Annotated in this window: 21 protein-coding genes, 3 tRNA genes and 2 pseudogenes; 21 read left to right on the top strand and 5 right to left on the bottom strand. The window is 45.0% G+C overall.

Annotated elements, in window-relative coordinates; translation table 11 throughout:
* Window positions 1-39 precede the first annotated feature (39 nt).
* On the top strand, window positions 40-2,361 hold the full coding sequence (locus AB9H30_RS14895) for a methyl-accepting chemotaxis protein (protein WP_371195489.1): 2,322 nt from the start codon (window positions 40-42) through the stop codon (window positions 2,359-2,361).
* A gap of 78 nt (window positions 2,362-2,439) precedes the next feature.
* Here AB9H30_RS14895 and pheA read toward each other — a convergent pair whose 3' ends face one another.
* The 3 genes from pheA to yciH form a co-directional block, all read right to left on the bottom strand.
* Window positions 2,440-3,624, bottom strand: coding sequence for a prephenate dehydratase (pheA, locus tag AB9H30_RS14890; RefSeq protein WP_371195488.1), 1,185 nt, complete (start codon window positions 3,622-3,624; stop codon window positions 2,440-2,442).
* A 166-nt stretch (window positions 3,625-3,790) separates the two neighbouring features.
* Entirely contained in the window at window positions 3,791-4,600 is an 810-nt protein-coding gene (locus AB9H30_RS14885) for a response regulator (protein WP_371195487.1), read from the bottom strand.
* Window positions 4,601-4,671: 71 nt separating this feature from the next.
* Window positions 4,672-4,995 (bottom strand): stress response translation initiation inhibitor YciH, encoded by a 324-nt coding sequence (gene yciH / locus AB9H30_RS14880; protein WP_371195486.1) that lies wholly within the window; start codon window positions 4,993-4,995, stop codon window positions 4,672-4,674.
* A 323-nt stretch (window positions 4,996-5,318) separates the two neighbouring features.
* Between yciH and AB9H30_RS14875 the strand changes: the two genes are divergently transcribed.
* The 19 genes from AB9H30_RS14875 (at window position 5,319) to AB9H30_RS14785 (ending at window position 20,921) form a co-directional block, all read left to right on the top strand.
* Complete coding sequence (locus AB9H30_RS14875) at window positions 5,319-6,305, top strand: Fe(3+) ABC transporter substrate-binding protein (RefSeq protein ID WP_371195485.1); 987 nt, start codon at window positions 5,319-5,321, stop codon at window positions 6,303-6,305.
* Between the two features lie 31 nt (window positions 6,306-6,336).
* Entirely contained in the window at window positions 6,337-7,953 is a 1,617-nt protein-coding gene (locus AB9H30_RS14870; RefSeq protein ID WP_371195484.1) for an ABC transporter permease, read from the top strand.
* A 2-nt stretch (window positions 7,954-7,955) separates the two neighbouring features.
* Window positions 7,956-9,014 (top strand): ABC transporter ATP-binding protein, encoded by a 1,059-nt coding sequence (locus tag AB9H30_RS14865; protein ID WP_371195483.1) that lies wholly within the window; start codon window positions 7,956-7,958, stop codon window positions 9,012-9,014.
* 275 nt (window positions 9,015-9,289) lie between these two features.
* A complete protein-coding gene (gene aspS / locus AB9H30_RS14860; protein WP_371195482.1) occupies window positions 9,290-11,050 on the top strand; it encodes an aspartate--tRNA ligase in 1,761 nt (586 codons plus the stop codon).
* On the top strand, window positions 11,051-11,491 hold the full coding sequence (gene nudB / locus AB9H30_RS14855; RefSeq protein ID WP_371195481.1) for a dihydroneopterin triphosphate diphosphatase: 441 nt from the start codon (window positions 11,051-11,053) through the stop codon (window positions 11,489-11,491).
* The gene (gene ruvC, locus AB9H30_RS14850; protein ID WP_371195480.1) at window positions 11,488-12,012 is read left to right on the top strand and encodes a crossover junction endodeoxyribonuclease RuvC; all 525 of its coding nucleotides are present in this window, start codon (window positions 11,488-11,490) and stop codon (window positions 12,010-12,012) included. The genes nudB and ruvC overlap by 4 nt, the downstream gene beginning before the upstream one ends.
* A 13-nt stretch (window positions 12,013-12,025) precedes the next feature.
* Window positions 12,026-12,649, top strand: coding sequence for a Holliday junction branch migration protein RuvA (ruvA, locus tag AB9H30_RS14845; RefSeq protein WP_371195479.1), 624 nt, complete (start codon window positions 12,026-12,028; stop codon window positions 12,647-12,649).
* Between the two features lie 23 nt (window positions 12,650-12,672).
* Window positions 12,673-13,677: a Holliday junction branch migration DNA helicase RuvB gene (ruvB, locus tag AB9H30_RS14840; protein WP_371195478.1), complete on the top strand. Its 1,005-nt coding sequence runs from the start codon at window positions 12,673-12,675 to the stop codon at window positions 13,675-13,677.
* Window positions 13,678-14,143: 466 nt separating this feature from the next.
* Complete coding sequence (gene ybgC / locus AB9H30_RS14835) at window positions 14,144-14,548, top strand: tol-pal system-associated acyl-CoA thioesterase (protein WP_371195477.1); 405 nt, start codon at window positions 14,144-14,146, stop codon at window positions 14,546-14,548.
* A complete protein-coding gene (gene tolQ / locus AB9H30_RS14830) occupies window positions 14,538-15,218 on the top strand; it encodes a protein TolQ (RefSeq protein WP_371195476.1) in 681 nt (226 codons plus the stop codon). Before ybgC ends, tolQ begins: the two co-directional genes overlap by 11 nt.
* Window positions 15,219-15,222: 4 nt before the next feature.
* Window positions 15,223-15,642: a protein TolR gene (tolR, locus tag AB9H30_RS14825; RefSeq protein WP_371195475.1), complete on the top strand. Its 420-nt coding sequence runs from the start codon at window positions 15,223-15,225 to the stop codon at window positions 15,640-15,642.
* A gap of 38 nt (window positions 15,643-15,680) precedes the next feature.
* Window positions 15,681-16,451 carry a cell envelope integrity protein TolA gene (gene tolA / locus AB9H30_RS14820; RefSeq protein WP_371195474.1) on the top strand — a complete coding sequence of 257 codons (771 nt, stop codon included), beginning with the start codon at window positions 15,681-15,683 and terminating at the stop codon, window positions 16,449-16,451.
* Window positions 16,451-17,815, top strand: a complete 1,365-nt coding sequence (gene tolB, locus AB9H30_RS14815; protein WP_371195473.1) for a Tol-Pal system beta propeller repeat protein TolB — start codon at window positions 16,451-16,453, stop codon at window positions 17,813-17,815. Before tolA ends, tolB begins: the two co-directional genes overlap by 1 nt.
* A gap of 28 nt (window positions 17,816-17,843) precedes the next feature.
* Window positions 17,844-18,419, top strand: a complete 576-nt coding sequence (gene pal, locus AB9H30_RS14810) for a peptidoglycan-associated lipoprotein Pal (RefSeq protein ID WP_371195472.1) — start codon at window positions 17,844-17,846, stop codon at window positions 18,417-18,419.
* 3 nt (window positions 18,420-18,422) lie between these two features.
* Entirely contained in the window at window positions 18,423-19,226 is an 804-nt protein-coding gene (gene ybgF, locus AB9H30_RS14805) for a tol-pal system protein YbgF (RefSeq protein WP_371195471.1), read from the top strand.
* A gap of 129 nt (window positions 19,227-19,355) precedes the next feature.
* A tRNA-Lys gene (locus tag AB9H30_RS14800) sits at window positions 19,356-19,431 on the top strand.
* Between the two features lie 36 nt (window positions 19,432-19,467).
* Window positions 19,468-19,543 (top strand) — tRNA-Lys (locus AB9H30_RS14795).
* A gap of 149 nt (window positions 19,544-19,692) precedes the next feature.
* On the top strand, window positions 19,693-20,733 hold the full coding sequence (gene nadA, locus AB9H30_RS14790) for a quinolinate synthase NadA (protein WP_371195568.1): 1,041 nt from the start codon (window positions 19,693-19,695) through the stop codon (window positions 20,731-20,733).
* Between the two features lie 98 nt (window positions 20,734-20,831).
* A tRNA-Ser gene (locus tag AB9H30_RS14785) sits at window positions 20,832-20,921 on the top strand.
* A 175-nt stretch (window positions 20,922-21,096) separates the two neighbouring features.
* On the opposite strand, the pseudogene AB9H30_RS14780 reads toward AB9H30_RS14785, so the two are convergent.
* Both AB9H30_RS14780 and AB9H30_RS14775 read right to left on the bottom strand, forming a co-directional pair.
* Window positions 21,097-21,252, bottom strand: a pseudogene (locus AB9H30_RS14780) (nucleotidyl transferase AbiEii/AbiGii toxin family protein); the annotation flags it as partial.
* 32 nt (window positions 21,253-21,284) lie between these two features.
* Window positions 21,285-21,443: pseudogene (locus AB9H30_RS14775) on the bottom strand (type IV toxin-antitoxin system AbiEi family antitoxin domain-containing protein); the annotation flags it as partial.
* Between the two features lie 115 nt (window positions 21,444-21,558).
* Here AB9H30_RS14775 and AB9H30_RS14770 point away from each other — a divergent pair.
* The coding region (locus AB9H30_RS14770; RefSeq protein WP_371195470.1) for a hypothetical protein at window positions 21,559-21,959 on the top strand (401 nt) is incomplete at its 3' end.

Genomic DNA, 21,959 nt, shown 5'->3' with positions numbered 1-21,959 from the left:
GTCATTGAGACGCTTACCTACTGCCAAGGAACATCCTAGATGACTTTAAAATTTCGATTAACCATGTCGATGGTAATTGTTACCCTTACCTGTATTTTACTGCTATCTGCGGCCTCGCTTACCGTATTGATTAATGTTTCAACAGACGCTTTGACCGGCGCAGCCAAAGACAATTTGACCTCCAAGCTGTTCAATACAACCCAAGCAACTACCACTTATTTCGATACTTTAACATCCCAAGTTAGAATCAAATCTCAAGAGCCAGCATGGGTTGATGCTATGCAAAAGTTCGTGCCGGCTTTTAATGCATATGCGAGTCAGCGCGGCGCAATTAGCGATATGAATGTCAAAAGTGTTGAGCGCTATTATACAAATGAATTCTCTAGCTTATATCAAGATCGAAACGGTAAAGCGCCAAGCGGGCTTCGGCAACTCTATTCAGACTTAAATCAAAATGCTCTGGCTCTGCAACACGATTTCATCGCAGCTTCTACATACAAAATAGGCGAGAAGGATGGCTTATTGAGATTGGCAAATACTACCGACTATGCCAGTATTCATGCGGCGTTTCACGATACTGCTAGGCGCTTCTTAAAGGAATTTGGCTACTACGATATCTTTTTAGTAGATGCTCCCACTGGTAATATTGTTTACAGCGTTTTTAAAGAGCTAGATTATGCTACCAGCATAAAGGATGGTCCATATGCGAATAGCGGCATTGGCGCAGCATATCAACAGGCCTTAGGCGCAAGCTCACCTGACTATGTTTTTTTTAGTCAACTAGAAACTTATTTACCGTCTTATAACGCAATGGCCGGATTTTTATCTTCTCCCATTTTTGTCGACCAACAGTTGATTGGCGTGCTAATTTTTCAAATTCCTTTAGATAAACTTAACAGCGTATTGACCCGAGACAGTGATTGGTTAAACCAAGGATTTGGTGTTTCTGGTGAAACTTATTTAGTAGGAAGCCATAACAAGTTAATTACAGAAAGCCGATTTTTCTTGGAAGAGCCTCAGGCATTTTATCAGGCAATATCGAATAACGCTGGACAGCTTGCGAAAGAAATTGAGGCTGCTGGCACCACGGTAGGTATTTTACCAGTGGAATCTGAGTCAGTAACACGAGCTTTATCAGGAGAATCGGGTTTTATTGAAATTGTTGATTATCGAGGAGTCGCAGTGTTTTCTGCCTTTGCTCCTTTGAGCATCGGTGAGCATCGTTATGCGGTTATAGCAGAGATTGATGTTGATGAAGCACTCACATTAGCAAAAGAAATTCAAACAGCGCTGATATCTACTGTTTCAATTGTTTCGGTGGTCGTTTTGCTAATAGCTATGGGTATGTCTGCATTTTTAATTGCACAAATTACTAAACCTCTTAATTTTGTAGGAAACATGTGCAGCGATCTTACGGCGGGCTCTGGGGATCTGACAATTCGCCTGCGCGAATGCGGGATCCCTGAAATTGACAGGCTTTTGATGTCGTTTAATGGCTTCATTGTGCAAGTGCACGAAATTGTCACTACTCTGCGTGAAAATTCTTTAGCTTTGGCTGCGTCGTCACAAGAGCTGTCTGCCATCACTACTGAAAGCAAGCGCAATGCAGCGGAGCAAAAACAGCAAACCTACTGTGTTACGCAATCAGTCGAGGTCTTATCACAGTCAATCGATTCAATATCTAGCACGGTGTCAAACAATTTAGAGCAAAGCGACACTGCAAAACTTACGCTCACAGAGAACTTAGAAAAAACAGATCTTGCAGCATCAAATATCAGAGATTTGGTTAACTTAATTAAACAATCAAGCGAAGTTATTTTGTCACTTCGCAGCGACGTCAGTCAGGTGACTGAATTTTTGGAAGTAATAACCAGCATTGCCGATCAAACAAACCTACTGGCGCTGAATGCCGCTATTGAGGCAGCTAGGGCAGGTGATGCTGGAAGAGGTTTTTCAGTGGTGGCCGATGAAGTCCGCACACTTGCGACTCGCTCTCAAGAAAATACTGAGAAAATCTCGCGAATTGTGGAAAAAATGAACAAATCTTCTGAAGAGAGCGTTTCGGCTATGAACAATGCCGTGATTGCCGCTGATACAGGAATCGAAGTCGTTGATTCAGTTACTTCAGCGCTAGGTGAATTAGCTAAAAATTTAGAAGAAAATCAGAGCCTCGCGACAACAATTGCTTTGGCCACTCAGCAGCAAACTCAAGCTTCTGCGCAAGTATCTCATAGTATTTCGCGGATAGGTGACGCTGCACATGAAGCTGAAACTGGCGCGACGCAAACCAATGAGGCCGCTCAAGAACTGGCTAATATTGCGACAAACACTCAGGATATGGTCAGTCGATTTAAGGTCTAAATCTTAAAGTCTCACATAAATGCCGCAACGCTGAATGTTCAGGATGCGGCATAGTCATGTGGCTAAGTTCTAAATGTGTTAATGGTCGGCAAGGGCGTTAACCGCTGCAACCTTGGTAGGCGAGACTTCTTCAACAGGATAACAGCCTAAGACTTTAAAATATCGAGTCATGCCGCGTAAAGTATTGATGGCTTTTTGCATTGGCCCGTCTTCGATATTGCCCTGCATATCAAGATAAAACATTTCTTCCCATGGATTACCGTTAATGGGACGCGATTCAAGCTTGGTCATGTTGATATTGTTTTCTCTGAGCACCAGCAAAGCTTCTACAAGTGCCCCAGGTGTTTGTACGGTCGACATGATCACGGTTGTTTTCGCTGGAACTTGCAGCGGCACTTTAATTGCTTTACTGGCGACCACGATAAAACGACTATGGTTTTCTTTTTGATTCGCAAGGTTTGATTTAATTGCTCGCAGATTATAAAGCTTGCCGCCGGCCTCAGAACCAATTGCTGCTACTTCATCATTTTGTAATTCATTCACAATCAACATTGCCGCAGACGTGCTATCGCAGGGCTTCACTTCAACATTTCCTAAATCGGCTAAAAAGTGACTGCATTGCGCAAATACTTGAGGATGCGCATACAAGGTTTTGATTTTGCTAGGCTCGGCGTCTTGATGCACCAATAACGCATGATTGATTGGGTGTGTGAGTTCGCCGACGATATTCAATCGAGTGTGTTGAAGTTGGTCGTAGACTTCATTGATACTGCCAGAAGATGTGTTTTCAATCGGCAAAACAGCAAAGTCGGCTTCGTTGCTTTCTACTTTTTGGATGATTTCGGCAAAGCTTTGACATCCGATTTCCATAAGCTCTCCGCTTCTGCGCGCAAAGTACTTTTGCGTAGCGAGGTAGCTATAAGAGCCTTTTTCACCTAAGAATGCGACGCGGTTTAGCGGCAGCTGTGATCCTGGGTTTGCCCATTGCGCGAGCATAGACTGCTGATTGAGCACGGAATCTTCAATAATTACATGGAACAGCGATGTCACAAAGTGAGGGTCTAAATCAAATTTTTGCCCTTGTTTGATCAGTCGCACTAACAGTTGCTCTTCACGCTTTTGGTCGCGAACAGGAATATGATGCTTAACTTTGGTTTTTGCCACTTCCATAGTGAGCTTTTGACGCTTTGAGATAATTTCAAGCAGCGTGTTGTCGGTGTCGGTGATTGCTTTTCGCAACTGTTCCAATTCTTCGTTAGCCAAGAGGGGTTCCTGTATTTCCTGAGTCGCAATGCGGTGTGAATAGCCAAGTGCAAAAAGAGGCCTCGTGATTTGCAATGTATGCAAGCCGACCTGCTATGTCAATGCTTAGCTATGGCTAATTCGACTAATTGCAGAATATTTATAAAAATGCTGCCAATTGTTACGTTTATTCGTCCTTATGATCCAGTAATCGCGCTAAAATTTTACGCACTTCGTCGGATTCAAAGGGTTTATCGCACAGTGCATTAACGCCGGTTTGCTGAATATTTGTCATGTGTGTGCTACTCGTTGATTCAGAGGTCACCATGATAATCGGAATATGGCTCGTTTCAGGATTAAAGCGAATATACTCAGACAGTTCTCTGCCGTCCATTTCGGGCATGTTGTAATCAGTTACCACAAGATCAAAGGCCTGGTCTTTTAGGAAGGTAAGGGCATGTGCACCGTTTTCTGCTTCGGTAATAAGTTCGATTCCCATATTCTCTAAGACTCGTCTAATATGGTTGCGGGCAAGGCGACTGTCGTCGACTAACAACACTCGAACTTGGCGCACATCAAATAAACTGAGGTCTAATTCTTCGGTATTTAATAACTGTAAGCTGGCATTGAGGCCGCGCTTAAGATGGATAGGTTCAAACGGTTTAGGCAATATTGCGGCGACACCTGACTGCTTAAATCCTTCGAGTTTTTTCAGGCTGGTTTCGCTAGATACCAGCATAAACGGAATGTTGCTAGTGGCCTGATCGGATTGTAAATATTCTAAAACGTCAAGACCACTGCCGTCTGCTAAATACATGGTGCTGACCACCACATCCACATTGTGTCTCTGAATTTCATGTTTTGCCTGCGTCACGTTTTTGACAATATCAACCCCGTTAACCGCCTCCGAAGTCAGTAAACTTTTGATAATTTTTGCCTGAGTGTCTGAAGGTTCAATCAACAGAATATGTAAATCAGAAATCGACAAGTTTTGCATTCATTGGTCTCTTTTCAACAGTCTCATATGAGAAGTTTATGTTGTTATCAATGTAAAGCTGAGTTGTGAAACTAACCGCCAGCAAGCTTTACTTTCATCCCTTTGCTCTCAAGTATTATCTTGAGCTTTTCACGTATATCGCCCTGAATCTCTATGTTGTGGTCTTTTACAGCGCCGCCACAACCACATTGCTTTTTAAGCTCAGAGCACAGTTGTTTGAGTGCGTCTTGATTCATATCTAGGCCTTCAATGCTGCTTACGCCTTTACCTTTTTTACCTTTGGTGATGCGTTTTATTCGCACGATGCCATCGGTTTTTGGGCGTGCTTCGTTAGTTTTTTTATCCGCTTGTATTCTGCCGCTATCGGTAGAATAAACGAGCCTTGAATTGTTCATATTAGTTCTCTCTTGCTAACTGTTGTATTCAAAATTAGTGCCAAGTTGTTGGTGTCTGCAAATATCAGATTGAGTAGCCAACATTTGAATTTAAAAGGAGTAACGCGGATCACACCGCACAATAGTAGAGTATGTAATAGTCGATTATGCAATGCCGGTTTTGTTATTTATCTGCGGAATTTGCTAATTCGATTTGAAGCTAATTATCATTAAATGTGATCGCTTGTGCTAGTATTTCTGTAATTGAGACTTATTATCATTTAAGATGTTCCCTCATATTTAAATCTGCGGAGGTTGTTATTAAAAAGTTCATTGTTGCAGCTATGTTAGCGAGTGTGTTTATTCCAGCAGTATCTGCTGAAGAAGTAAATGTCTATTCGGGTCGTCAAGAGGCGCTGATCAAACCATTGCTCGATAAGTTTACCAGTCAGACCGGCATAAAAGTCAACCTAGTGACCGGCAGTGGTGATGCATTGATAAGCCGTATGCAGGCAGAGGGCGAGCTTTCACCGGCAGATCTGATCATCATGGCTGATGCCGGCAGGTTAGTGAGAGCCAATCAGCTCGGTTTACTTCAAGATATTAACAGCGATGAGATTTTACGCCATATACCAGCGTCTTTGCGCGCCGATGATAATCATTGGATTGCACTGACCAAGCGCGCCCGTCCGATCATGTATGTGAAGGGTAAAACTGACCCATACAGCATTTCTTCTATAGCTGATTTGACCGATGCTCGTTTTGCCAAACAAATTTGCATTCGCTCTTCGGGCAATATTTACAATCAATCTATGATTGCTTCGCTGATCATCCTCGACGGCGAACAACAAACCCTTGAGTGGGCCAAAGGGATTGTAAATAATCTAGCGCGCTCTCCAAAAGGCGGTGATAGAGATCAAATCAATGCAATGGTAGCAGGCGAGTGTTCGATTGCGATTGCGAATACTTATTACCTCGGTGGGATGCTAACTTCAGATGACCCCGCTACTCGTGCTGTTGCCCAGCAAGTTGGTGTTATTTGGCCAGATCAAGACGCAAATGGCACGCATATTAATATTTCAGGCGCGGGGATCACAAAATACGCTCCGCACAAAGCCCAGGCCCAGGCGCTTTTGAGCTTTATGCTGGAGCAAGAGTCACAGCAGTGGTATGCCGAGGTAAATCACGAGTATCCTATTATTGAAGGCGTAAAGTGGAGCGATGAACTCGCTTCATTTGGTCAGTTTGACGCCCAAAAAGTTGATTTAGAAACAATGGGTGCACTAAACGACGAAGCGCTGCGTTTGATGGATAAAGCAGGCTGGCGTTAACTATCATTCGATTGCGTAGACGTACTTAATTATGCAGCGATGGCTAGTAGCTTCTACTGTCACTCTATCGGCGATTGTCCTATTGCCACTGGCGGTGGTGGCTTCTAGCGTCCTATCAATCGATGTTGACCTATGGGAGCATCTGTTCAGTACGGTTTTTAGCGACTATGTCAGCAACAGTTTGTTATTGGCCTTGGGGGTCGGGCTCGGCACTATCGTGATCGGCAGTTCTTTAGCGTATCTGATGGTTAACTTTGACTTTGTCGGCAAGTCTATCCTTAGCTGGTTAATATTGCTGCCCCTTGCCATGCCGGCTTATATCATTGCTTATACTTATACAGGTTTACTCGACTTTGCTGGGCCTGTGCAGATCTTACTGCGCGAGACCTTTGGATGGAGCCGCGGCGATTACTGGTTTTGGGATATTCGTTCACTTTCGGGCGCCATTATTATGATGGTTTTAGTGTTATATCCTTATGTTTACATTCTTGCCCGAACTGCTTTTGCTGAGCAATCCTACAGCTATCAAAAAGTCAGTGAACTGGCGGGTTATACACGCTGGCAACACGCATTGAAAGTGTCACTGCCGCTGGCGCGCCCCGCCATAATTACCGGTGCAACTTTAGCCATGATGGAGGCGCTAGCTGATTATGGCACCGTGGCTTACTTTGGGATAAGCACCTTTACCACTGGTATATTCAGAACTTGGTTTGGTATGGGCAACATTCAAGGCGCTGCTCAGCTTTCCACAGTGCTTTGTATGTTTGTGTTAGTGCTGTTAGTACTTGAAAAACACAGCAGGCGGGACGCCTCAAAATTTCAGTCGCGTGAGCATGCTGGCGCTCAACGACAAAGACTCAAAGGGCCGGTGGCAATGGGCGTATTTTTGCTGTGTTTATTGCCCGCTGTTTTTGGTTTTATCATTCCGTTTTTACAACTGCTAAGCTGGAGCGTTCAGTATGCCTCCGTTGGCGACTTGTCCGACTTTTTAGGTTTGGTAAAAAACTCATTTTTATTGGCCTTCGCTGGAGCATTGATTATTGTCGCATTAGCGCTTTTGGTATCGTACGCTAAACGAATAACGGGTAAGCGCTCGCTGAAGTATTCTGAGCAAATGCTCAGTTTAGGCTATGCGGTGCCAGGGATTGTTATTGCAGTTGGCGTGCTGATTGTTACCGGTTGGGCCGACAAGGCATTTAATCGTTTTACCCTTGAATGGTTTGATTACCGACCCGGATTGATACTCTCGGGCACGATCGCCACGCTAATTTTTGCTTACGCAATTCGTTTTGCTAGCGTCGCTCTACAAAATACTGAAACCGGCTTTGCGCGCTTGCCGCAAAAGCTCGATTATGCCGCATTGAGTCTGCACGGTGGATTGTTCAGAATGTTTCGCAAAATACATCTACCCCTGTTATCGGCTAGCGTCATCAGCGCTCTTCTGCTGGTGTTTGTCGATATTCTTAAAGAGCTTCCAGCTACTTTAGTACTGCGGCCGTTTAATTTTAATACGCTGGCCGTAAGAGCCTATGAGTTGGCGTCAGATGAACGACTACTTGATGCAGCGTTGCCTGCGATTAGCATTGTGATTGTGGGTCTGCTGCCGGTCATATTTTTAACCCGTCAATTGAATAAATCGAGTGTATAAAGATGCTTCGTCTACAAAATATTGAACTAGCTTATGGCGAGACCTCAGTGTTAAACGACATAAACTTAAGCCTCAACAAAGGCGAGATTGGCTGTATCTTAGGGCCGTCTGGCTGCGGTAAAACCACCCTTTTACAAGCGATTGCTGGCTTTCATCGTCAGCAAAGTGGAGATATATATCTCGACGATATTTGTGTTGCCAGCGGTACTGTGAACTTTTCCCCAGATCAAAGAGAAGTAGGTGTAGTGTTTCAAGATTTTGCGTTATTTCCGCACATGACCGTGTTAGAAAATGTGGAATACGGTCTGCACCGCTTATCTAAACAAACTCGTCGTAAAACGGCCTTAGAGAACATCGATAGAGTCGGACTTGCAGAATTTGCCCAAGCCTATCCGAATCAGCTTTCGGGCGGACAGCAACAGCGCGTAGCTATTGCGCGCTCGGTTGCGCCTAATCCAAGGCTGCTATTACTAGACGAACCCTTTTCAAGCCTCGACCCAGAGCTTCGCGAAAAAGTAGCGGTTGAGGTACGAGACATCATTAAACGCTTGGGGATCACGGCCTTGTTAGTTACCCACGATCAGCAAGAAGCGTTTGCCTTTGCCGACAAGATCGGAATTTTTGCGCAGGGGCACTGCCAACAGTGGGCCAGCCCTTATGATTTATATCACGAGCCAAACACGCCCTTTGTCGCAAATTTTATTGGTGAGAGTACGTTTATATCTGGGGAAGTAGTGACTGACCCTGAATACGCCAGTAGATATTACGTTAATTCTCAACTGGGCAGGTTTGCACTGCCCCTTGAGCAAAATTATACAGAAGGTCAGAAGCTTTCGGTGCTCGTTCGGCCCGACGATATTACCCACCAAGACGACAGTCCGCTAAAAGCCTTGGTTGTAGATCGGCGTTTTCGTGGCGCGCACATTTTGTACCGTTTGGCCCTGCCGAACTTTTCAGAGCAGGTACTATGCTTGGCGCCAAGTCATCATGATCATCACATTGGTGAGTCTTTTGGAATACGCCTGAGTATCGAGCATGTAATCTGTTTTGATGCGCAATAGAGCGCAGTGCTCAGCGTGATTTTGCGATGACTGTTGAGCGCGATTTACGGGTATTGATGAAAGTCACCGAGCTTATCTGAAAGCTCAAAAATTGCAGATTGTAGAGCGAATTCAGCAACCACTACTCACCTTCCTAAATTAAGCACATTTATTATCCCTGTAGCGTTTTGCATTGAGCCGCTTTGGTTTATACTACGGCGCTTGGATTATCTGCTATGCCAGATAGTTAACTTGGCCTGTGCCAGCACTCAAAAGATAAGAACAAAGGCAATTAAATGCGCACTGATTACTGTGGAAGAATCGATAAACAATATATTGGACAAACCGTCACCCTAAAAGGCTGGGTGAATAAGCGTCGCGACTTAGGCGGCGTGATATTTATTGACCTGCGCGACCGCGAAGGCATATTACAAGTTGTTATCGATCCGGATACCGAAGCGGCTTTTGCTAATGCCTCAGAATTACGAAATGAATTCTGTATTGAAATCATCGGTCTTGTGCGAGCACGCCCTGACAGTCAAGTTAACAAAGATATGCGCACAGGCGAAATAGAAGTACTCGGCAAAGAAGTGCTTATTATCAACCGTGCGCCTGCGCTTCCCCTCGATTGGAATCAAGAAAACAGTGAAGAGCAGCGCCTAAAATATCGTTATTTAGATTTGCGCCGTCCGATTATGACAGAGCGCTTAGTGTTTCGCAGTAAAGTCACCGGCGCGGTAAGACGCTACCTTGAAGCCCATGAATTTTTAGATATAGAGACGCCAATACTTACCGCGGCAACGCCTGAAGGTGCGCGTGATTATTTGGTGCCTAGCCGTACTCACAAAGGCGAATTTTTCGCGCTACCACAGTCTCCACAGTTATTTAAGCAACTGCTCATGATGAGCGGGATGGATAAGTATTATCAAATTGTTAAGTGTTTCAGAGATGAGGACTTACGAGCTGATCGTCAACCCGAATTCACACAAATAGATATCGAAACTTCATTTTTAGATGCAGATGGTGTGATGGCCATCACCGAAGGGCTGATCCGCGATTTATTCCAAAAAATGATGAACGTCGATTTAGGTGACTTTCCACGGATGACCTACGCCGAGGCCATGAAACGGTATGGCAGTGACAAGCCTGACCTGCGTAATCCCCTAGAAATAATCGACGTAGCAGACATTGTTAAAGACATCGAGTTTAAAGTTTTTAGCGGCCCCGCAAATGATGCAAATGGCCGAGTTGCGGCTATCTGTGTGCCTGGTGGGATTAGTTTATCGCGTAAGCAACTCGATCAGTACGCCGAGTTTGCCGGCATCTATGGAGCAAAAGGTCTCGCATGGATGAAAATCAATGAAGTGGCAAAAGGTATGGAAGGCATTCAGTCACCGGTATTGAAGTTCTTCTCTGAGCAAAGTGTTAAACAACTGCTTGAACTTACAAAAGCAAAAGACGGTGACATCTTATTGTTTGGTGCCGACAGCAATCAGGTGGTAACTGAAGCACTCGGCGCACTGAGACTCAAACTCGGTAAAGACTTTGACCTTTTGCAAGGCGATTGGAAACCACTCTGGGTGGTCGATTTTCCTATGTTTGAAAAGGTCGATGGCCGCCTGCATGCTCTGCATCACCCCTTTACCGCTCCCCGTGATAGCGACTTAGACGCTCTTAAAAGCTCACCAGAAACGGCGCTTTCGAACGCTTATGATATGGTTTTGAATGGCGTTGAATTGGGCGGCGGCTCGGCGCGTATTCACGATATGCACATGCAGTCTCTTGTGTTTGAACTATTGGGCATTGGTGAGCAAGAAGCCCAAGAGAAATTCGGCTTTTTATTAGAGGCCTTAAAATATGGTACGCCACCGCACGCTGGCTTAGCGTTTGGCTTAGATCGCTTATTAATGTTGATGTTAGGCGCCGATTCTATTCGCGACGTGATGGCCTTTCCAAAAACCACAACCGCTGCGTGTCCACTCACTGGTGCGCCAGGCAAAGCCAATCCGCAGCAGCTAGAAGAGCTGGCGATTGTTTCTACGGCCAATAAAAAGTAGATGGCATTAAAACGGCCTGAGTCTGTGTTGGTGGTGCTGTTTAGCCCCGCATCGAACGTGCTGCTCTTGCAGCGTGACGACGACGCAGACTTTTGGCAGTCGGTTACCGGCACCATTGAACTTGGTGAAAGTCCTATTCAAACCGCATATCGCGAAGTCGCAGAAGAAACCGGCATGCAGCTTAACTTTGCCCTGCACGAAATTGGTGACTGCCGCCACATCAATCAATATAAAATTCGCCAGCAGTGGCTATATCGCTATCCTGAAGGTACCCAATATAACAATGAGCACGTGTTTTGTGCTCAGGTTAGTGAGGCTGCAAGTATTTCGCTGACCGAGCATCTAAGCTATCAATGGCTTAAAAAATCAGACGCCCTTAAAAAAGTGTGGTCGGCGACTAATCGCTTGGCCATTGATAAGTTTGTGCCGGAGCGCACATGAAAATCATATTGGGTATTGACCCTGGCTCACGTATTACCGGTTACGGTGTTATTCGGGTGGTGGCAAACAAAGCCGAATATTTGGCCAGCGGCTGCATACGCGTGCAAGATGAAAATCTAGCCTCACGATTGCATAATGTATTTACCGGTGTGAACGAAATTATTCGTCAGTTTCAGCCTACCCAATTTGCTATTGAACAAGTGTTTATGGCAAAAAATGCCGATTCGGCGCTTAAACTTGGGCAAGCTCGCGGCGCGGCAATTGTAGCGGGAACAAGCCACGAACTGCCGGTATTTGAATATTCCGCGCGGCAAATAAAGCAATCGGTGGTGGGCACTGGCTCTGCTGATAAAACCCAAGTTCAGCACATGGTGACGTATTTACTTAAATTAGGTAAAACGCCGCAGGCCGATGCGGCAGATGCACTTGCAGTTGCCCTTTGTCACTTGCATACTGAACAAAGCATGATCAGGATGTCTGGTCAGGCAAGCAAAACCGTAAGAGGACGACTACGAAAATGAGCGCAGACACACAATGATTGGACGCTTACGCGGTATCATCATCGAAAAGCTACCTCCTGATATTCTTTTGGATGTAGGCGGGGTTGGCTATGAAGTTCAGCTCCCTATGACTAGCTTTTATCAGCTTCCAGAGCTTCAAGCAGAAGTCACGCTTTACACTCACTTTGTGGTGCGAGAAGACGCACAGCTATTGTTTGGGTTTACTGACCGTCAAGAGCGAAGCTTGTTTAGAGTACTCATCAAAGCGAATGGCGTTGGGCCAAAATTAGCCTGTACGATATTGTCGGGTATGTCTGCCGGACAATTTATGCAAGCGGTGTTGCACGAAGATATTACGGCCTTGGTTAAAATGCCAGGAGTCGGTAAAAAGACAGCAGAGCGTTTAGTGGTTGAGCTCAAAGATAAGTTAAAAGACATTGAAGCGCCCAGTGCAAATTATAGCAATTCGACGATGCACAACCCTATTGAAGCTACGCCTATTTTAGCGCCTGTTGCTTCTGCAAAAGACGAGGCAATCGGTGCACTAGTGGCACTTGGTTATAAGCGCGCTCAGGCTGAAACATCAATTAGAAATGTGTTTACAGAAGATGCTAGCAGTGAGCAATTAATACGCGACGCCTTAAAAGCGATGGTGTAAGTGAATACTAAGCAGAGAAGAGCATGATAGAAGCCGACCGAATTACACAGCCCCAAGCGCAAAACGAAGATGAAGCGGTCGACAGAGCCATACGCCCGAAAATGCTTAGCGACTATGCCGGGCAAGATCACGTGTGTGAGCAAATGGAAATTTTTATAGAGGCGGCTCGTAAACGTGAAGATGCCCTCGATCATTTATTAATCTTTGGTCCTCCAGGCTTAGGTAAAACCACCTTGGCGAATATCGTTGCTAATGAAATGGGCGTTAGCATCAAAACTACCTCTGGCCCTGTCCTTGAGAAAGCAGGGGATTTAGCGGCGCTGCTAACCAACTTAGAAGAGAACGATGTATTGTTTATTGATGAGATACATCGCTTAAGCCCTGTGGTTGAAGAAATACTCTACCCAGCTATGGAAGATTATCAGTTAGACATCATGATAGGTGAGGGGCCGTCAGCGCGCTCCATTAAATTAGAGTTGCCCCCTTTTACATTGATCGGTGCCACCACACGTGCAGGCTCACTTACCTCACCTTTGCGCGACCGCTTTGGGATTGTGCAGCGCTTAGAGTTCTATAACGTGAAAGACTTAACCAACATTGTTGAGCGAAGTGCATCGTATCTAAATTTGAATATGCATCCGCAAGGCGCGGTAGAGATTGCAAAGCGCAGCCGCGGTACGCCGCGGATTGCCAATCGCTTGTTGCGCAGAGTAAGAGATTACGCCGAAGTAAAAGCAAACGGTGAAATCACAGCAGAAGTTGCCTCCAGTGCCTTAAACATGCTTGACGTCGACAAGCAGGGCTTCGATTTTATGGATCGTAAACTCTTGCTCGCTATTATCGAGAAGTTTTCCGGCGGTCCAGTAGGTCTTGACAATGTCGCCGCGGCAATAGGCGAAGAAAAAGAAACTATTGAAGATGTGATTGAGCCATTTTTGATTCAGCAGGGCTTTTTGCAACGCACGCCACGAGGACGGATTGCTACCGATCATGCTTACTTACACTTAGGCTTTACGGTAAAAAAATAAGCCTCAAAGATGTCAGTTATTAAAACACAGCATGGCAATTTATCGGGTAGTTGCAGCCCATAGCTTAAAAGGCGATGATGATTAGCCACACATAAGGTGATTTCGCATGCATAACTGGCGAGCTGAATATCATCGTAGCTTTTGGATTAAATGTGTATTTTTACGGGGTTTGTAGGTACAGCAATCGATCATAATGTATCAGTATCAGGCAAAAAAAAGCCCGTACACAGTACGGGCAAAAAATAATCAACGGAAGGGATTCCATGAAACACGAACAAACAAATTCCTGTCTACTTCGTAATTGCTGCGTATGATACGGATTTTTTTGAGCTGAACAACTCAATTAATTTACTGTTTCAGATTAATAAAACTAATAGCAAGAACGATTGATGCCAAATTTAGCTGCTTTTCTGTATGCTTCTTAGCAAGTTATTAACATTTAACTGAGTTTCATTAAATTTTATTCATGAAAAAATTTGATATTAAAGTACGGGTTTATTTTGAAGACACCGATGCCGGTGGAATTGTCTATCACGCCAACTATTTACGCTACTTCGAACGGGCCCGTTCTGACTGGGTTCGGCTTTTGGGAGCCGATCAAAAAAAATTGTTGGAACATTCCATTGCTTTTGTCGTCAAAGATCTCAATATTAGCTATCGCAAAAGCGCGATGCTCGATGAGCTCCTAACAGTTACCTGTGAGCCCATAGCGATAAAGCGTGTAAGTCTGATGTTTAAACAGGCTGTTTATAATAATAATAACGAATGTTTGGTGGAAGCAACGGTAAAAGTTGGCTGCATTAATACGCAGCTCAAAGCACCTTGCAAAATACCAGAATCTATTTTGAGGGAAATGCGCAGTGACCAGTGATATGTCTATCGCCAGTTTAGTACTGGAAGCCAGTTTTGTTGTTCAATTAATTATGCTTATTTTGCTGGGCATGTCTGTGGTCAGTTGGGCGTATATTTTCCAGCGTAATTCTGCGCTCAAATCTGCGCAAGCCGAATTACGTGAATTTGAAGACACCTTTTGGTCGGGCGCCGATCTCAATACCCTCTACTCCGAACTTTCGCAGCGCGAAAACGGTTTTGGTAGCTCTCTTATTTTTTGCTCGGGCTTTAAAGAATATGTACGCTTGCGTAAAACCGCAGGGATTACTCCTGAAGCCATCAGCGACGGAACCTATCGCGCAATGCGCGTAGCCATGTCTAGAGAAGTCGATGAGCTTGAAACTCGCTTACCCTTCTTAGCTACCGTTGGTTCTATTTCCCCCTATATTGGTTTGCTGGGCACGGTTTACGGGATCATGACTGCTTTTATCGCACTTGGTGAGGTCAAGCAAGCTACATTGCAAATGGTCGCTCCCGGTATAGCTGAAGCACTCATCGCCACGGCCTTAGGCTTAGTGGCGGCCATTCCGGCCTACGTTGCTTACAACCGTTTTTCTACCAAGGTCGAAAAGCTCGAAAACGCCTACGGAAACTTTATGGAAGAGTTTTCGGCTATTTTGAATCGTCAAAGCTTAGCAAGCAGAGGTTAGGCACATGTATCAACGACGCAGACGTCGCCCCGTCTCAGAAATGAATGTGGTGCCATACATCGACGTGATGCTGGTGCTGCTGATCATTTTTATGGCAACCGCTGCAGTGGTCGCCCAAGGCGTGCAAGTTGATTTGCCTAAAGCACAAGCCCAGTCTCTTGAGACTGAAGAAGAAACCATCATGATTGTCTCTATAGACGAGCAGGGGCAATACTATTTAAATGTGGGCGATAATCCCGATTCACCAATGCAGGCTCAAGATATTGCGGCGATTGTGAAAACTCGCCTGCAGGTCGACCCTAGCATACCGGTTGTGGTGAATGGCGACCGCAAAATTAGTTACGAAAAAGTTATCGATATAATGGTGCTATTACAAAATTCAGGTGCACCATCGGTGGGTTTAATGACTGATCCTAATCCTTAATGCTTATTGACCGCTAATGATCAGGTGATGAATAAGTCATGAAGAAAAATAAGGCCTTAACAGTTTCCATCGGGATGCACATCGTGCTGGTGGTGCTGCTGTTGGTATCGGTGAGCTTTACGCCAAAACCGACAATGACCTTTGCTTCGCAGTCACAGCCGATACAGGCAGTATTTATTGACGCGCAGGCCATAGCCGATCAAAAGCGGCAAAGAGATCAGGCTGAAGCACAGGCAAGACAAAGAGAGTTGGACCGACGCCAGGCTCAGCAGCAAAAAGCTCAAGCCGAACGCGAGAAAAAGCGAGTCGCTGAAGCGGCGGCCCAGAAAAAGAAACAAGAAGAGCAGGTCCGAAAAGAACAAGAGCAGGCACAAGAGCGTCAGCGCACCTTAGAAGAGCAGCGCATGCGCGAACAAGAAATGCAAAAGCGCTTAGAAGAGGATAAAAAGCGTAAAGAGCAGCTAGAAAGAGAGCTGGCAGAACAGTTAGCCACTGAGCAGCAGGCGCTGTCTGCTGCTAATAGAAGCAGGGTGATGAGTGAAGTCGAGAAATATCAAGCGCTAGTGGTGCAAACTATCTCGCAAAATTTGTTTGATTATGACAGTTTTATTGGCAAAAGCTGTCGACTAAATGTCAGGCTGGCGCCAAGTGGCTTGGTAATAGACGTACGAATATTGGATGGTAATGATGCGCTTTGCAGAGCGTCTCAAGCAGCGGTGCTAAGACCTGATACCTTGCCGGTATCAAAAGACCCAGCAGTATTTGCTAAATTGAAAGACTTTAATATTACAGTAAGACCGGAGAGATAATGATTCGATTGCGCGTGGTAAAGTGCTTGATAACAGTGGCTATTTTCGTGAGTGCTAGCTTTGCTCAAGCAAAACTTGAGCTGTTAATTACAGAAGGTGTAAATAATGCGCGGCCAATAGGAGTAGTGCCATTTAGTTGGAATGGCGATACCGTATTGCCTGAGAACATCTCAGACGTGATCACCAATAACCTGTTGCGCAGCGGTAAATTTAATCCTGTTTCTCTGTCAGATATGCCGCAGTTTCCCACTCAAGAAGACGAAGTGGATTTCGATGCTTGGGCCGCTATCGGCATCGACACCGTGCTGGTGGGTAAAATAGAACAGCGCAGCAACGGTCAATATGAAGTCTCGTTCGAGTTAATCGACGTGCTGCGTGCGCAAGCAACTGGCGGGGAATCAAAAGGCTTGCAAGACGGCAAGCTAGTCTTAACCAAAGATCATATCGTCGAAGCTCGTCAAAAATTAATCAACACCGCTGATTTTAGGCAATACGCTCACATTATCAGTGACGTGGTGTACGAAGCACTCATTGGTGAACGCGGTGCATTCTTAACGCGTATTGCCTATGTAATCGTGCGCGACAGAAAAACCGTAGAGCTTCCTTTTCAATTAGTTATTGCCGATTATGACGGTGCCAACGAAACGCGCTTATTGTCTTCTCCCGAGCCTTTGATGTCTCCAGCGTGGTCACCCGATGGCAACAAGCTGGCCTATGTGTCGTTTGAAAACAAAAAAGCACAAATTTTCATACAGGATATCTATACGACGCAACGCACCTTGGTCACTGACTTTCCGGGTATTAACGGCTCGCCAACCTTTTCACCCGACGGTAAAAAGTTAGCGATGGTATTGTCAAAAGACGGCAATCCAGAGATTTACGTAATGGACCTTGCTAGCAGAGCACTCGATCGAATTACTCGAAATCGAGCAATTGACACCGAACCAAGCTGGGCGCCAGACGGCAAAAGTCTGATATTTAGTTCTGAGCGGGGTGGCAAACCACAGATATATCAAGTAGATTTAGGCACTAAGCGCACGCAAAGGCTTACGTTTCAAGGGGAAATGAATCTTGGCGCATCTATTACGCCCGACAACGCAAATTTAGTTGTCGTAAATAGAACGCAAGGCGATTATCATATTGCACGACAAAACTTGCAAAATGGTAATATGTTGGTGTTAACTAAGACCTTTCTTGATGAATCACCCAGCATCGCACCAAACGGTAGTATGATTATCTACAGTACGATGCACGAGGGAGAGCAAGTTTTATCACTTGTTTCATTAGACGGTCGTTTTAAAGCGCTGTTACCGGCTGCAGATGGGCAGGTAAAATCGCCAAGTTGGTCACCATTTTTACTATAACAATTGGTTTTTAAATTAAGGATTTAGCATGTTTACTAACAAAAAATTAAGAACGCTTTTCATTGCGCTTCCAGCAATTACGCTTATGGCTTGTTCTAGTGGTCCTAGCGAAGAGGAACTTGAAGCAGAACGTAATCGTGTTGCTGAGCAACAGGCTCAAGCACAGCAGCAAGCTGAGCAACAAGCTCAAGAAGCAAAAGCGCAGGCTGAGGCAGTCGCTGCTGAACAGCTTCAACGTGCTAAAGACATGGTTGCTCAAGAAAAAGCTTCTTTAGAATCTCAGCAAACAGTGTTTTTTGACTTCGACCGTTCTACGATTAAAGCTGAGTTCTTCCCAGTATTAAGAAAACATGCTGAATTTTTGGTGAAAAATCAAAACCAAAGAGTAGTAATTGAAGGTCACACTGATAATCGTGGTACGCCTGAGTACAACATTGCTCTGGGTGAGCGTCGTGCTAAAGCGGTAGAGACTTTCTTACAAAACGAAGGTGTTCGCAGCTCACAAATGTCGGTTGTATCTTACGGTGAAGAAAAATCTGCTGTATCTGGCACGTCTGAGTATGCCTTTGCACAAAACCGTCGCTCTGTAGTGGTTTATCAATAAGCGATGAGAGTTCACTTAATAAGTGCACTTGCATTAACATTTGTAACGGGAGTCTGCTTCGCGCAAGCTCCCGTTGTCGACGTTAATCTGCAAGGGAACCCATTGGCAGTTGCGCCCGTCGCTAATGTTACCTCAAGTGATATAGAGCAGCGTTTAGCGGTGATAGAGCGAATTGTAGAATCTCGCTCAGACAGTCAACAGCGCCTGCAGCAGCAACTCGATATGTTACAAGCCGATGTCGACAGCATCAACGGCTCGATTGAATTGCATAACCATCAGCTTGAAAAGATTTTAGAACGTCAACGCGAGTTGTTTTTAGAACTCGAGAAACGTTTTGAAGGTATGCAGCAGCAGAGCATGGGTATGGCGAACAGCCTCGGTAACTCAGCGAATGCTGGTGTTTCTAATACGATGGCCGATGTTGCACCGGTTCAAAATGAGCAAGAAGCCTATCAAAGCGCGGTTAATCTTATTCTAAAAGATAGAGATTACGAAAACGCTGTTCCGGCTTTTCAAGCGTTCTTGACCCGTTATCCTAATTCTAGCTTAACCGACAATGCGCATTACTGGTTAGGCCAACTATTGTATAACAATCAAGATTGGGATGCGGCTGGCGAGCAGTTTATGCAAGTGGCAGATAAATTTGCAAGCTCACCCAAACGTTCTGATTCCTTGTTAAAGCTTGGCATGATTGCTAAGAATCAAGGTAACGCCGAATTGGCCAAGCAGTATTTTGAACAAGTGGTTGCAGAGTATCCAAACTCAACTCCTGCACGCCTAGCATCAGAGCAATTGACTAACGGTTAAACGATTAGTCAGTTGCCTTGTTCACTTTCCACTCAATCGGGCAATTAAATCGCGAAAAAAGCATTTAAGGGTTGCACCCAAGTTCGATTTCAGTATTATATGCCGCCGTTGCCGTAGATAGTAACAGATGGGTCGTTAGCTCAGTTGGTAGAGCAGTTGACTTTTAATCAATTGGTCGCTGGTTCGAATCCAGCACGACCCACCATCTTTTTTCTACGCGTAGCAAAGCACTTGTTATTATGGGTCGTTAGCTCAGCTGGTAGAGCAGTTGACTTTTAATCAATTGGTCGCTGGTTCGAATCCAGCACGACCCACCAATAACAAAGGTTCCTTCTGCATCACTTCCCCATCTTTTTTGTATCACAGCTTCTGACATTAAAATAACGAACTATTTGTCTTACTTACGTGAAATTCTCATTAGACAAACGTATACTACCCTGACAAATTCCAACGACATTTAATGACTATGAATATCGCTGAGCGCATCGCGCCACTTGCTTTTCCTTTTCCTACAAAACCTAAAAAACTCAGCGCCGACCGCAGCGAAGTCTTAATTTCGCAAATCACCCAATTGCTAGAGCAAAATAATGCCGCGCTAATAGCCCATTACTATACCGACCCAGTTATTCAGGCATTAGCCGAACAAACCGGTGGCTGCGTGTCAGACTCTCTAGAAATGGCCCGTTTTGGGCGTGACCATCAAGCCGACACGCTAATAGTCGCTGGCGTGAAGTTTATGGGCGAGACCGCAAAAATACTAAGCCCTGAAAAAACCGTGATCATGCCCACACTAGAAGCAACCTGCTCATTAGACTTAGGTTGCCCTGTAAAAGAATTCACCGAGTTTTGCGATGCGCACCCCGAGCGCACTGTGGTAGTTTATGCAAATACGTCGGCAGCAGTAAAAGCGCGCGCTGATTGGGTGGTGACATCGTCTATTGCCTTAGAAATTGTTGAGCATCTCGACAGCGAAGGTAAAAAAATCATTTGGGGCCCTGATCGCCACCTTGGCGCTTACATTCAAAAGCAAACTGGCGCCGACATGTTGATGTGGAACGGCGAGTGTATTGTGCACGACGAGTTTTCAGCGCAAGCGCTAAAAACCGCTAAGCACTTATATCCTAACGCGGCGGTGCTGGTGCACCCCGAATCACCGGCTAGCGTGATTGATATGGCTGATGCGGTTGGCAGTACTTCGCAGCTCATAAAAGCCGCGCAAAGCATGCCGCATCCTGAGTTTATTGTTGCTACCGACAAAGGCATCTTTTACAAGATGCAGCAGATGGCACCAAACAAGACCCTGATTGAAGCGCCAACCGCTGGTAATGGCGCAACCTGCAAAAGCTGCGCAAACTGCCCGTGGATGGCTATGAATGGCTTAGAAGCGATGCATCAAGCACTGCTTGACCACAGCGGCAAAGAAATCTTTGTAGAAGAGGCACTGCGTCAGCGCGCAATGCTGCCGTTAAACCGCATGTTAGACTTTGCTGCGAGTTTAAAAAACTAGGTAATTTATAAGGTTAAGCGGCGTTTTGGTAATCAATGCTTGAAACAAACAGCACTTTTACCTACTATAGCCGCCGCTCGAAGCAGAGCACAAAATTTGGAGAGGTGGCTGAGTGGCTGAAGGCGCACGCCTGGAAAGTGTGTTTGGGGTTAAACCCAACGAGGGTTCGAATCCCTCTCTCTCCGCCAGATAATCTTGAAAGCCTCGTATCACGGGGCTTTTTTGTATCTATACAAGTTGTATTTTATCACCTCTGTCACACATTGAAAAAAGGTGACAGAAAGACATGCAAAAATTCAATTCTACATATCTCTATAGGTACAAAAACTCATCAAATTATTTTTTTCGCATCCGCATGGGTGTGGCTAGGTCGATATCAACGGACAATCTCGGGAAGTCTCTAACAAAGAGATTTATTGCAGTACCGCCTTTTAAGGCGAAGTCTTTTTCCTTTGCTACAATAGGTAAAACGCCTACGAGCATTTTCACTTGTTTGTAATAAATACTGTTTTTTTCCATGTGTAATCAAATATCCTTGTTGATCCCTTGTCTTATTGGAACTTAAAATCGGACGGTACCGTGATTTTGTATTGTCGGTCATAATGACCATTGGCAACGACTTGTCTTTTGCCTGCACCTAAATTGATTGCTGATTCATCTATGCGTTTTACCCATTGATGCTCATAATAATGGCCTAGAAATAAAAAGACGATAACATTGATGTTTGAAGTTGAGTACACTCTAATAGGGACAATCCAAAAGCCATATGGTGTGGCTCTGTACAAGCAGTCTCAATGTAAACTTGAAATATAACTAGGAAGCTACGTGTCGCTCTATCAACTCCTATACGCTATCAGTCAAGGCAAGCCGATAAATTTACGTTCCTTACACAAAGCATTGCCAAAAAATATCAAGGTGAATGATATTTTTGGCGGTAATGAAATGGTGGCGAAGAATAAATATATCCTGAATGTTATTGACCAAACAAAGTTTGATTTGCTGCTGGCCCAAAGCAAGGCTCCTGTTACTCGCACAGAGGCAGCTAGTCATGTATTACAGTCAAGTCATTACATAGCTTGCGATTCGGCTTACATGCTGTGTTTTCCAGTGCGCGCGGAATGCCTTGAGGTGTCAGCGCGTGATGATGCCATTACAGTAAGCGGCAATAGCTCAACGGAGAATGTCAAATCGCTTGCGTACAGAACGCTAATGCCCGTCGCTAGCGT

This window comes from Glaciecola sp. SC05, from assembly GCF_041380235.1.
GTDB lineage: Bacteria > Pseudomonadota > Gammaproteobacteria > Enterobacterales > Alteromonadaceae > Glaciecola.
The sequence above is the reverse complement of the archived record's forward strand: the minus strand, read 5'-3'. Positions and strand labels throughout refer to the sequence as shown.